Annotated in this window: 7 protein-coding genes; 2 read left to right on the top strand and 5 right to left on the bottom strand. The window is 36.5% G+C overall.

The window, feature by feature from the left end; genetic code table 11:
- Positions 1-195: 195 nt before the first annotated feature.
- Together LQ189_RS13465 and LQ189_RS13470 are read right to left on the bottom strand one after the other, a co-directional pair.
- Positions 196-5865, bottom strand: coding sequence for an alpha-2-macroglobulin (locus LQ189_RS13465; protein WP_230157847.1), 5670 nt, complete (start codon positions 5863-5865; stop codon positions 196-198).
- Between the two features lie 259 nt (positions 5866-6124).
- Positions 6125-6568, bottom strand: a complete 444-nt coding sequence (locus LQ189_RS13470; RefSeq protein ID WP_086452883.1) for a nucleoside deaminase — start codon at positions 6566-6568, stop codon at positions 6125-6127.
- Between the two features lie 83 nt (positions 6569-6651).
- Between LQ189_RS13470 and LQ189_RS13475 the strand changes: the two genes are divergently transcribed.
- Entirely contained in the window at positions 6652-8433 is a 1782-nt protein-coding gene (locus tag LQ189_RS13475; RefSeq protein WP_230157848.1) for a 1-deoxy-D-xylulose-5-phosphate synthase, read from the top strand.
- A gap of 18 nt (positions 8434-8451) precedes the next feature.
- Positions 8452-9483 carry a DUF3078 domain-containing protein gene (locus LQ189_RS13480; protein ID WP_230157851.1) on the top strand — a complete coding sequence of 344 codons (1032 nt, stop codon included), beginning with the start codon at positions 8452-8454 and terminating at the stop codon, positions 9481-9483.
- 59 nt (positions 9484-9542) lie between these two features.
- Here LQ189_RS13480 and LQ189_RS13485 read toward each other — a convergent pair whose 3' ends face one another.
- The 3 genes from LQ189_RS13485 to LQ189_RS13495 all read right to left on the bottom strand — a co-directional run bounded on the left by LQ189_RS13485 (position 9543) and on the right by LQ189_RS13495 (position 14214).
- Positions 9543-12203 (bottom strand): T9SS-dependent M36 family metallopeptidase, encoded by a 2661-nt coding sequence (locus tag LQ189_RS13485; RefSeq protein WP_230157853.1) that lies wholly within the window; start codon positions 12201-12203, stop codon positions 9543-9545.
- A gap of 81 nt (positions 12204-12284) precedes the next feature.
- Positions 12285-13628 (bottom strand): dGTP triphosphohydrolase, encoded by a 1344-nt coding sequence (gene dgt, locus LQ189_RS13490; RefSeq protein WP_230158680.1) that lies wholly within the window; start codon positions 13626-13628, stop codon positions 12285-12287.
- Between the two features lie 118 nt (positions 13629-13746).
- Positions 13747-14214 (bottom strand): RDD family protein, encoded by a 468-nt coding sequence (locus LQ189_RS13495; protein ID WP_230157854.1) that lies wholly within the window; start codon positions 14212-14214, stop codon positions 13747-13749.
- Positions 14215-14225 lie beyond the last annotated feature (11 nt).

Here is a 14225-nt window from a genome sequence, read left to right on the forward strand (position 1 = left end):
GCAAAGTATTTTACTGATTTTAAAAACATCATATAGTTACTGTTTTATCTGCGTGAATCTGCAAAATCTTCGTGCCGCACTTTCACGCAGATTTTGCAGATTTACGCAGATTTACATGTGCCATAAAACTTATTCCTATCTGTTTAAAATCCGTTGCATCCGTGTCATCTGCGTGCCATTGAATGCTATTGAGTACTATTTCACCACTTGTACCCAAAACCCTTTCGTTCTTGCCAAAAACGTATTGTCATACATTGCTTCGCATTGCAATCCAGGCAAATAATACGTTCCTAAATAAGAGGCATTCAGCAATATTCTGAACGTTTTTACTTCTCCAGCTTTCAATCCAAAATAGAAATTAGTTCTATCATCGCGAATATCAATATAATCAGCTACGTTATTGGTGGCGTCTCCATAATCAGTGAAACGAGTGTTTACAATCTCGAAACCAGAAGGCAAAATTTGTGACAACGCCACATTTTCTACACGTTCATTTTTTAGGTTTTTAACCGTAACCTCAGCAACAAACTCAGTTCCTTGATTGATTTTAGACACATCGATAACGCCTCCTTTTCGGTTTTTGAAAACAATTGAAGCCGAAACATTACTCTGAATCGCTTTTTCTTGTCCAATTGGAAGAATTCCAGTATTCAACACACGAACGTACAATCTATTCTTTCTATTGTTTTTTAGAGTCACACTATTCGAACCCGTTTTAACTACTAAACTTCGGTCTGCGATGGTTTTTGTTGTTTTTATTGATTGTGCTTTTCCGTCTTTACTGAACTGGACATCGATTCCTTTTGGACCATTACTCACAGAAAACTTTGCCATTGCATACAAACCATACGCCGTAGTTTGCGTACTCATCCATTGGTCGCTAGACATGTCTTTGGCTAATTTTGTTGCCATTGCAAATGCTTTTTGCTTTTGCCCAAGCAATAACAAAGTTTCTAGAGCCATGGCACGATTCCTATCAGCAGAACCATAATAGTAATAATTATAGTTGGAATTGTCATCAATTGAAGTATTCAGCAACAACGATAAACCTGCCGATTTTTGCCCTGCCAATACATACGCCGAAGCCAAACGCAATTTACTTTCGTTCGAAATTCCTTTGGTTTCACGCAATCTGTTCATCGAAGACAAATCGGGAGCTCCTGCCAACGCTAATGTGTATAAACGATACGATTGTGCCAAATCATTTCCATAACTCGGCATAAATCGCCATTGTTTGGCTTCTTTTTGTTGATACGAAATCCATTTTGATTTGAAATTGATCGGCAAGAAATACCCTTTTTTCTCTGCTTCAATCATAAAATGTCCCGCATACGAAGTACCCCAATCATCGGCGACGGTTCCTCCTTGCCAGTATGCCATTCCCCCATTCGATAATTGAAAACCTCCCAAACGAGTAATTCCAGCGGTCACATTTTTTTGAATTAATTGCTGACGCGTAGCATCCAAATCGACAATATCATTTAAATACAATTGTGGAAAAACTGACGAAGTCGTTTGCTCGACACAACCGTGAGGATATTGAATCAGATATTGTAATCGCCCGTTTAAATTGATCGTTGGCATTGAGGAAACCTCCAGTTTTGCCTTATTACTTCCCGAAACACCAAATGTTTTCCACGAAATAGTTTTAGTACTATTCGGTTCCAAAATCACATCAGTAAATGTATTGGTCACTGGATTCGGATTGGTCATATCGATCTCTACATCATACACTGATTTTTCCTTACCCGAAGTTGCGACGATCTGCACTTTCCCAATTCCGGTGACAGAACCTACGGCCAAATTGAAATAGGCCATTTTTTCGTCAGGCTGAGCAAATGACAATTTTTGAGTGGCGCTGCCTATAACTTTTAATCCGTTGTTCGTTTTAATCTGAACGGTAACATTTTTGATGTTTTTTTCCATGGCAAAAACAGTCACCGGAATTGTCACTTTCTCGGATGGAGAGATTTTTCTTGGCAACGAAGCCAAAACCATCAAAGGACTGCGAACCGGAGTCGCTTTTTCGGCACTTCCGTACGCACTTGAAGTTGCATCGCCAGCCACGATCATTGTTTTTACGGAGCCAATGTACTTCGGTAATTTTACCTGATGGGTTTTGGTTTGTCCTTTTTCTAATTTAAAAGGTCCCATATAAATTACAACCGGTTTGAAACGATTGGCTTTTTTGGCTTTTCCACCACCCAGATCTTGGTCACCACCAATACTGAAAATCTGATTTACTTTTCCGCCGTACGCTCCAATCACATCATCATAAATATCCCATGTTTTTACACCCAAAGCTTCACGAACATAGAAACTATCCCAAGCATTTGGCGCTTTGAAACGAGTTAAATCCAATAATCCTTCATCAACAATAGCAATGGTGTAGGTCATTGCTTTTCCAGATTGTTCGCTCACTTTTATAGCGAATGATTGCTCCGGACGCAAGACATCAGGCATTACTAATTTGGGAGCAAGAATGGTGTTTTTATCAACCACTTCAATGGGCACAATTCCATACATTCGGATTGGCGAATCATTTTTGGTTGAAGCATGTGGTTGCAAAAGCGTAATATTAAAATACACATTTGGAGCCATAGCAGCCGTAATGGGAATAGTAACTTTGGTTTCTCCTTTTTGGGTCTTCGCCCAAAGAGTCTGCACTACTTTTGAACCATTTTCAATAGAGATAAAAGCTCGTCCTCCTGCACTAGATGGAAACGAAATTTGAGCATTTTCACCCACTGCATACTTCTCCTTATCCGTAGAAAACACTAACATATTCGCCGTAGCAGCATCTGTATTTCTAGTTTTTCCAGACCATGTTGGCCAATCGATATTTACCGTCAAAGCCGTTGCGTGTCCGCCAACAGCATCAGAAACCCGAATCATATAACGTCCCCACTCTTCATCACTCAAGGCAAAACGGACATTCCCTTTTCCGCTAGCATCGGTGTTGATTATAAAAGTTTTGTATGAAGTCGTTGCATTATCAGCGTTATAATTCGATAAATTATCGCTAGATGCATCCCACCACCAGCGCCATTCTACCTTGTAAACTTTTACTTCCAGGTTTTTAACCGACTTTGGTCTTCCGTTTTCATCGACCGTAACCACATCAAATTGGTTCATGGTTCGAGTTTCTAGCATTCCGTATTTGTTAGGCTCAGGTGACTTAATCCCCACATAAGTAGGGTACGGCGAGTAGGTCGTAGCTATAACATCGGTGCTAAAATCACCGCCTTCTTCATACACTTTGGTAATAAACGACGCTTTCAACATTCCAGGTGCTTCTCCTTGTATTTTCGGGTCAATCGTAGCATTCGCTTTTCCACTAGCATCTAATTTACCTGAGAAAACGGTAACTTCTTCGGTGCTGAATTTTCGAACCAAATCATCAAAAATATACTTGTCATAATTCTTGAAAGTCGTTATTTGTTGCGAAAATTTGGCTTGCATTTCCACATTCAAATTTTTGGCCACAGCGCCATGAAGCCATGCCACTTCCAGGTTGCTAGTGTTTGGATAAGCCGAAGAAAGTATAGCTCGTTTGAACGTGTTTTTGATTTTCAAACGATTGGGTTTAATCGTTTCAATTTTGATACTTTTATAAAACTTCGCACCACCCACGCTAACCATTGCTTCCCAATTTCCTGTAGGAGCATCATTTGCTGTTGGAACTGTAAATGCATAATGATTCCATTCATTCGATTTTTGAACCGTTTGATACGTAACTTTCCCATTTGGATCGGCTAGTCTAAATTTGATAGGGTGTCCTAGTGGAATTTTATTCGAAGCATTATTCAAAATAAAAGACAGATACAAATTATCTCCAGGACGCCAAACGCCTCGTTCCCCATAAATGAATCCTTTAAGTCCTTTTTGCAAAGTCTCACCAGACACATTAAAATTACTCACTGACAATGAATTCCCGTCGTCTAATTTAACATAAGTAGACTCCGTGCCTTGCGTTACAATAGCAAAATAGGCAAATTTATCCAACTGAAAAGTCGCAATTCCATCGCTATTGGTGGTTCCTGTAGTTATTTTTTGCTGCTGAAAAGTATACAAATCTACTCTTGCATTTGTAACTGGCTCCGTGGTGACAATATTATTTACGGCAAACAAATACGATTTGTTTTCGCCTCTTTTTGCAATTACACCCAAATCAGTAGCCAGAATATTAGTTGCTATTTTGGCATTATAAAAATAAGAACTCGAGCAAGGATCCTGACTTTCTCTCCATTCGTAATCATCGTAGTAATAATCATCATAAGAGTTTCCGCTGTAATTAACATCATTCTCATCAACCTCTTCTTCCTCTTCGGTTGTATCCTCATCAGCAGTTTCGCATTTGTACAAAGAATATTTTTTCTTGTAAACAAACTCTACCCTATAAATCGCACCTGGTTCAGGAGTAATAATTTTAGATAAATCGAGAGCAAAAGTGTTCCACTTACTTAGATTTAGTAATGTATTTTCTTTTAAATTCAGAGTTGATTTGGCAATAGGCTGCGCCACTCTTTTCAGGTTTTGGCTGCCATTGAGCTCGTTGTATTGCAAAAATTGCATGATGTTGTTTTTGTAAATCTTATACACTTTTACATCAACAGCACTTAGGTTTACCGCTTCAAAATTGAGTTTTAAGTTATTAGAACTTGGCAGAATTGTTCCGTTTTTGATAAACCGAACGCTTGGCTTTATTTCATCAAAGGATATTTTCTCGGTGTAATTTTCATTTAACTTTCTACCGTATTCGCTTTCTATTCCCTGAAAAACTTCTAACAAGAGTTCTCCGGTAAGCTTTTGCAAATCCACAACTGGTTCAGGCTCAACAAAAGCAACTTCTTCCGGTTCTTCAACCACTGCACTATCAACAGCCACAGCCGAAGTATCAATATTTACAACTGATTCAACCGCTTCCACTGGCTCTGGAGCCACTTCAACTGGTTGTTGAACGGGTACTTCATTACTAAAATAAACTTTCAATACATTTCCTTGTGCAGAAAATTTTAAATTATTGGTATTTTGAATAGCGACTAATCCTTTAAAATCTTGTCCTTTTTCTAAGGGTTCCGAAAAATTAATAGACAAGGTTTGATTATCTCCTTCTTGAATTTCTGTCTTAACTACTTTAAACTCTTTCAATGCCGTGATCGGGAAATCGATAGTCCCTTTTTGATCGATATCAAAATCACTTCCGTCGTATTTTATCTCCAAATTACTTTTAGATTCCAATCGTTGAATGCTGTCAATTCTGAACTTGAATTCTTTTCCAACTGCAGTGGTTTTTTCGAAAACAATTTTCAAATCGCTTCCGTTATGCTCCGCTTCAATCAATTTTTTAGCGGTTTCCAAATCCATATTATCAGCTGTTTTGAGTACCGCATTCAAGTATTGGTATTCTGGGCTGTAGGACTGCAAATCCAGCGTATTGACCACAAAATCTTGCTTAATCGTTTTTACCGTAAAGTTAAAATTGGATAATGTTTTATCTTTTTCAGCAACCTTTGGATTCAGTTGATCCAAATGCAAAGTCACTTGATATTCCATACCTGATTCCAGCTTTTTTTCAGGAATAAAAGCAATCGTATTGGTTGAAAGCGCAATTACTTTACCGTCTACACTTGGAGAAATGGTGAACAAATCGTTATCTAAAACCTCATTGACTTTCCATTCTTTTTTATCAAAAGCCAAAACTACCCTAATATCCGATTCTGAAGAGACAATTCCTCCCGTAAAACTGACGATAAACTCTTTGAATAAGGAGAAATCTGAATTAAAATCGGCGGCAGATTTTCTACCACAGGCTTGAAACAAAAAAAACACACATAACACGTAAATTAATCCTTTTGTTTTCACTTTTTGCTAGAGTTAATGGGTTATAAATTAAATTATTGCACATCTCACAAGTAACACAATAACTAGATAGTTACCGTAATATTGTAGTAAATGTAGAATAATTAATTTATTATTTTAAGAAGAAAATTCTTTGAGAGGAAATTATTTTTTAAAGGTCTTTTTTAGGAGCTAATCCAGCTATTCGTTACAATCTTATATGCCGAACACCGGCACATAAGGATTTCCACTGCTATCTGGGCTAAAGAACATCTTGAATAGTCTACTTCCTTCTCTCAGCAAAAAATCGTTTCATCAAATCAGCGGCTTCATTGGCCATGATTCCTTGCACTACAGAAGTTTTAGGATGCAATTTTGTTCCAAGAGTGATAAAACCGCGTTGTTCATCACGAGCTCCAAAAACAATTTTAGAAATTTGGCTCCAATACAAAGCGCCAGCGCACATCTGGCAAGGCTCGAGTGTTACATAAAGCGTGCAACCAGTTAAATATTTTCCACCTAGATAATTTGCAGCAGCAGTGATGGATTGCATTTCGGCATGAGCTGTCACATCATGAAGTAATTCGGTTAAATTATGACTTCGAGCAATGACTTTGTTATCAATGACAATTAGCGCACCAACAGGAATTTCGCCTTTTTCAAAAGCCATTTCTGCTTCCTGCAAAGCTTTTTTCATGAAATATTCGTCGGTGAATGGGTTTATCATATGATCCCTAACCCCAAAAGGGGAATAATTAAGTTAAACACAAAAATAGAAAACAAAATCGTAAATTCGCTTTTTATAAAACAATGAAAAACAGTTTACTTTCAAACATTAATAACCCAACCGATTTACGCTTGCTTGACGAAGCGCAACTTCCTCAAGTTGCACAAGAATTACGTGATTTTATAATCGATATTGTGGCCGTAAAAGAAGGTCATCTTGGTGCAAGCCTTGGTGTTATTGAATTGACAATTGCCTTGCATTATGTTTTTGACACCCCAAATGATTTATTGATTTGGGATGTGGGCCATCAAGCCTATGGCCATAAAATACTGACCGGCCGAAGAGAAAATTTTCATACTAATCGTCAACTCGGAGGAATTTCTGGTTTCCCAAAAAGAAGCGAAAGCAATTACGACACCTTTGGCGTAGGCCATTCTTCCACTTCTATTTCGGCGGCACTCGGAATGGCAATAGTATCTAATTTGAAAGGCGATTTCAACAAACAACACATAGCTATTATTGGGGATGCTTCTATTGCCTCAGGTATGGCTTTTGAAGGATTGAATCACGCTGGAGTTACTGATGCTAATTTACTCGTAATTCTCAATGATAACGCTATTGGGATTGACCCAAGCGTAGGTGCTTTGAAACAATACCTCACTGCGGTCAAAGAAGGGAAAAATCCAAGGCAAAACAACATGATTAAGTCCTTGAATTTTGATTATTCGGGGCCTATTGATGGTCATGATGTTTTTGCGGTGATCAAAGAATTAAAGCGTTTACAAAAAATAAAAGGTCCTAAATTTTTACATTTAATTACCACCAAAGGAAAAGGCCTGCAACAAGCCGAAGAGGATCAAGTAAAGTACCACGCTCCGGGAAAATTTGATGCCGCAACGGGCGAAATCATAACAAAACAAGAAGATAATTTACCTCCAAAATACCAAGATGTTTTTGGCTTGACCGTTTTAGACTTGGCTCGAAAAAATGAAAAGATAATAGGAATAACACCTGCAATGCCCTCCGGTAGTTCGTTGAAATTTATGATGGATGCGTTTCCAGAACGTGCTTTTGACGTTGGTATTGCAGAGCAACACGCTGTGACTTTAGCCGCCGGAATGGCAACACAAGGCATGATCGTTTATTGCAACATTTACTCGACATTTTTACAAAGAGCTTATGACCAAATCATTCATGATGTGGCTTTGCAAAATCTTCCGGTAATTTTTTGCCTGGACAGAGCTGGATTGGTTGGCGAAGATGGAGCTACACATCACGGTGTTTTTGATATAGCGTACCTGCGTTGCATTCCTAATCTAATTGTTTATGCTCCGAGGAACGAAATTGAACTTCAAAATATTTTATATACCGCGCAATTAGGACTTGCAAACCCGATTGCTATTCGGTATCCTAGAGGTCGGGGTATAATAAACAACTGGAAAGAAAAATATCTGGGTCATTATAATGCTATAGCCATTGGTGCCAGCAGCTGTCTTATAGCCGGTTCAAAAGTGGCTGTTTTATCGAATGGTACTATTGGAAATAATGTTACTTTGGCTCTAGCCAAAATAAAAAAAACCACTACTATTGCCCACTATGATTTTCCTTTTGTAAAACCATTAGACGAAAAAAGTTTACACCAAATTTTCAGTCAATTTGACTCTATCATTACCCTTGAGGACGGTACCGTAAAAGGAGGATTTGGTAGTGCCATCACAGAGTTTGCAGTCTCTTATAAATACCAATCACAAATTACTGTTCTAGGAATTCCAGATGAATTTATAGAACACGGAACTGTAAACGAGTTACAACAATATTGCAAAATTGACGTTTCTAGTCTAGAAAAAGTTTTTTTGAGTTACTAATTTTTATCAATGTTCTACATGAAATCAAGAGTTTACTTAATCCTATTTATACTTACTATCCCACTATGTGGATTTGCACAAGATACCATTCAAAATAATTATGTGAATGCTTTACAGACTGTAAATACTTTGACTAAAACACACAAGTTGACCCGAATTCCTTTACGTATAAGAACCAAAACACATTTGTTACCTTTTTCATATTGGACAAATAAAAACAGTTTAGGTTTTGATATTTCAGAGGTAGCCTTTGTAAACTGGTCTGCTGGAGGAACAAGTTCTATATCCGGTTTATTGAAAGGAAAATTTCTTCGAAATTATGCTCGAGATAACTACAATTGGTCTAATGAATTAATATTTAGATACGGTTTAAACAAACAAGATGGTATTGAAGTACGAAAAACCGAGGATGCTATTCAATTAAACTCCACATTTGGTTATAGAAAAGACACTCTTTCTAACTGGTTTCATTCAGCAAAATTCAACTTTAATACACAGTTTACCAATGGATTTGCATACCCTAATACCGAAATAGCAATATCAAAACCATTTGCTCCAGCCTATATCTTTATGGGAATAGGAGCTGAATACATTGATCCTGACAAAAAGAAAAACCTGTACATTTCACCGTTTACCTTTAAAACTACTCTAGTCTTAGACCAACGTCTAGCAAATCAAGGTGCTTTTGGGGTTGTAAAAGCTACCTATGACGCAGATGGAAACTTACTTACCGAAGGTGAAACCTATAAAATGGAACTTGGTTTTCTGGTCACCAATAAATATAAAAAAGAGATTTATAAGAACGTTAATTTAGAAAACAGATTGACCTTATACTCTGATTATATCAACCGTTTTGGAAATATTGATGTAGAATGTGACTTGCAAGTACAGCTCGTAGTAAATCAATATGTAAAGGCAAATATTGGCGCTCACGTTATTTATGACGACGATATCAAATCAAAAAGAGAAATAGATGGCAATCAAGTAACCGAAGGACCAAAAATACAATTGAGACAAGCTATTGGAGTAGGAATTGAGTATGCATTTTAAATAAAAAGTCCTGATAAAGATATCTTTATCAGGACTTCTTCTTATTCAAGTAATTACTTTTAATTTATTATTATTTTCTCAACATACTTTAACCCTTCTCCAGTAATATCAATCATATATATACCGGCGCTTAATTGAGTTAAATCGAATGATTTTTCATTACTAAAAGTAACTTTATCAGCTGTATAAACTAATCTACCATTGATATCGACCACCTTTACATCAACTTGTCCATTATAATTATTGATTCTTACTGTGACATTTCCGGTAGAAGGATTAGGATAAACTCGCATAACATTTTCATCCTCAATATCTAATGTACTTAATGTACAATTAGCACCCGCCGGTGGAACTGTAAAATCTTCTCTTTGGTCATTTCCAATATTTCTATCTCCTCCTGATGCATTAGCTCCTAATCCTCTGGCAGCAAATACCTCCCAGATCATGCAAAAATCTTTACCTCCTGTCAGAGCTTGGTCAGCAGCAATTATTGCATCTCTTGCATCTACAAATGTTGGACTACAAGGTTGCAACTTTATACCATCTAAAACGATACGCATCAACTTATTATTTCCTCCAGTACCAGAATACTTATTGTCATCATAGCCATATTTAGCGATGTAAGCCCACGTTAAATCCCATAACATTGTAGCCCATACTGAACCTACACCATGAACAGAAGTTTGCTCAATTCCATTTGCATCTACAGACTGAAAGAAATTAGTAGATGTATAAGTCATAGGGTTGGTATCTTTATCAGTAGAATAAGGGTAACTTCTAATACCCACTCCATTATTGGGTTGAGAAGAAACAAAAGTACCAATCCCTCTATTAGCTGCACCAACATCCCCGGGCTTTAATTGCATCATTAAAGCAAACCAGTCAGACCAACCCTCGCCCATTTGATCTTTATTTTGAAGGCAACTTGAATTATTTCTACCTCCTGCCAATCGAGTAGAAATACCATGCCCATATTCGTGTGCAATAATGCCGTTATCAAAATCACCATCTGAATTTACAAATGGCTCAGATTGGGATTGAATTTTTACATTTACTGTTCCTGTACTCATCTCAGCCAATAATATATCCCCATTTGAACTACTTATACTGATGGCCGGAATTGTTATGGAATCATCTGCACCTGACATTGAAATTTCAGCATCATCATTATTGATAACAATTACAGCAATAGCGCCAGCATTTTGCGCTGCTTTGACCTTTACTGCAAAATTACAATTTCCACGTTTAACTACTACAATTTTTCCATTTAATGCACTTCTATTTAAAGGGGCTGAACAAGCTTGAGATGTACCACCAGAGTTATCTAAATATAACACTAAATCCGATTGCAAAAATTCAGGGAAAACAGGTAATGCAACCCGTCCAGGGTTAAAAGAATTTTGAGTTGCTATGTAACTTCCAGCAATACTTTCAGGAGAAGTTACTATTAATGGTTTTATAACTGGACCTCTATTCCATAAAAACATTTGCATCCTAGGTCTAGTGCCATCAACAGGAGTAGAAAAATTTGCATTATTTAAACTCATTGGTGTTGCCAATGAACCGTCCTGAGCCTCAGCATTTACATAATCACTTGCTGAGCCTCCACGATCATAATTACTTTCTTGAAAATTACCACTTGGTTCATTAAATCCATATTGGTACCATACGTCATGCATGATGTTATTCATGTAAAACAAATTAGTGGTAGCTGCATCAATGTAAATATTAGCGTTAATATTCGTTCCAGCATATGGAAAATCAAAAAATAAAGACGGTCCTCCATCAGGACTTAGACCTGTATCTTGATTTGTAGCGGAAACATCATCTTTGGCCCAAACATTATTTCCCCTTGTAATGGTATATTCAGGACCAACTGCCCCATCAGTGTCATGCCATCCAAATGGCGAGGCAATGTTGTTCGCAGGATTTGTAATCAATTGAAATGCTCCATGACTTGGACTTTCAATATTATAGGGTATCACCCTGTAAGAACCACCTGAAAATGAAGGTATCGTAGGAGAATATAATTGCAATGGTAATTTTTCCGTTTTGGACAAAATAGTATTATATTCAGTTTTAGAAACTAACTCTTTATGAAAATTACAAGAAATAACCAAATTATTTTTTTCTAATAATTTACCATTTAATGCATCTATCCTAACGCTCCATAAATGATCATGGGTACTTGTATGAATATTAAAATCCCAAGCTAACTTTAAGTTTCCAACTTTATCCTGATGGTATACTAAGTTTGCTGTAACAGGTTCTGACACCCCAATACCATTGCTTAAAGTATACTTATTTACAGAAGTTCTTTCTAAAATGTTGATTTTATCTTTAGCCAATATTCCCAATTGAAAATAAGCTTTGTCTAGTGCATCAGAAACTTGTAGTTTAGGCGATGTAGCATTAACTTTTCTGGCTACATTTTCAACAATCCTACTTTTAACATCGATCACTTGCTTGTCTTTAATTGAAAAATTAGAAACAGCACGAAATATTTCAATTCCGTTGTAACGCTGCACCACATAACAATTCTCTATTCCAGAAGTTGTAGTACCTCCTTCACTTTGAATGGCCCAGTCATTAAAATCTGCATTAGACAAAGTTGTTCGAGAGGCGGGATTTTTTAAGTAATTTTGAATTATTTGGTTGTTTGATTGTGAAAAACCAACAAAAGACACCAAACATATTAAATAAAGTAAATTTTTTTTCATAAAATCACGTAATTAGTTATAAATGCAAAACTAAATATTATAATTTAAATTTCAACAATTAAACCCTTTATTCTTTGAATTTTAACTTTTAGCAGCGGTTATTGTTTTATAGAACAACAATGCATTACCATCAGTTAACAAGGAAATAAAATGACAAATATGCAACAAACGACCGTATAAATTGTCTTTTTCTAATTGATGCTTTTCTGGCAACATTTTTAAAATTAAGGTATCATAATTAGAGGCTACACCATTATAATTATTATCAAATGCGGTAATAAATTTATCCAATAAGGTTTGTATAATTTGATAGCCTACAATTTCTTTTTCGATCACTTCACGACTTTGATAGATTTTCTCGACACTGATCTTGATAATATCATCCATCTGAGCTTTGTACTTGCTTTTATCCATTAAGGCATAAGGAAAATTTCCTTGCAAAATGAGCTCTTCGTTTTCAATAAAAACTTTTACGGCATCGCTGATTAAACTGCCAATAGCTAATGCGCGCAAATAGCTTATTCGGTCTTCTTTAGTTTCAAGTGTTTTGTACTTGGAAGTATCAATACTGTCTTTTACTAATTTTATAAGGTATTCTAATGCGAAATCCTCCGAAACCAAACCAAGATTCATTCCGTCCTCAAAATCGATAATGGTATAACAAATATCATCAGCAGCTTCAACGAGATAGGCCAAAGGATGGCGTTCAAAACCAACATCTTCTCCGGATTTATTCGGAATCAAACCCATGTCATGTGCTACTTCTTGAAAAAAAGCTTTGTCAGTTTGAAAAAAACCATATTTTTTATCAGCGATATTTTTGGTTGGTTTTTTAGGCAAACTCTCTTTGGGATATTTCATAAAAGCACCAAGAGTAGCATACGAAATCCGAAGTCCTCCTTCTATTCCTGGTCTGCTTGCTGTAAGTACCGAAAAACCATTAGCATTACCTTCAAAATCTATTAAATCTTGCCACTCTTTTGCAGTAAGTTGATCTTTGTATTTTTGTCCGTTTCCTATCGAAAAATATTCTCCAATGGCTTTTTCACCCGAATGTCCAAAAGGCGGATTCCCAATATCATGCGCCAATGAAGCTGCAGCCACAATTGCCCCAAAATCATTCATGTGATAACCGTGTACTTCTTTTAAATGCGGGTATTTTGCGATGATTTTTTTTCCTACCAAACGACCCAAAGAACGCCCAACAACGGATACTTCCAGACTATGTGTTAATCTGGTATGCACAAAATCAGTTTTGGATAATGGAATAACTTGTGTTTTATCTTGTAAACTTCTGAACGCCGAAGAAAAAATGATTCGATCATAATCTACTTCAAAACCCAAACGGGTATCGTCTTGTTCTACACGCAATCGTTTGCCTTTGTCGCCTTGACGTTTAAGTGATAAAAGTTGTTCCCAGTTCATCATTGCTAATCTAATTTTCTAGTTTTAAAGGAGCGAATATAAAGAAAAAGAACCCAGCAGAAACAAAAAAAGCGGTCTAAAATGACCGCTTATAGGAACCAAAAACAAGATTAGCCGTTTACAATCTCGCTTTTGCTAAAAATTCATGCTTATTGACCACATAGCTTACTGATAATGTATCATGCCAACCTCTTGAATTGTTGTTTAAAAAGGAAACTATCTCAATAGGAATGAATCGTACTAAGGTTCTAATGAGTATACTTTTTAGGTTTGGTTTGCTGCCATTAGGTTTTACAACTAGCGTTTTAGTGAAGTATTTCCCAAAAGTTCTAGACAAATAAAACTCCATAATGAAATAGTAAAAAAACATCACTATCATCCCAAACAAGGCGTTTTCTGTGGGTGATAAATTGATAATCCAATCTGCTACTTTATAATTCTCTGTTATAACTCCTATCCCGTTAATGAGTACTCCAATTCCGATAGTGAACAAATAAACAATAAACAAATCAATGAGCAGGTTAAAAAATCGCTTGGTTTTAGAAGCTAATAAATCCGCCGAAATAGTTAATGCTGTAGTTTCCATTGTAGTTTTTT

This window comes from Flavobacterium sp. CECT 9288 (assembly GCF_918731615.1).
Classification (GTDB): domain Bacteria; phylum Bacteroidota; class Bacteroidia; order Flavobacteriales; family Flavobacteriaceae; genus Flavobacterium.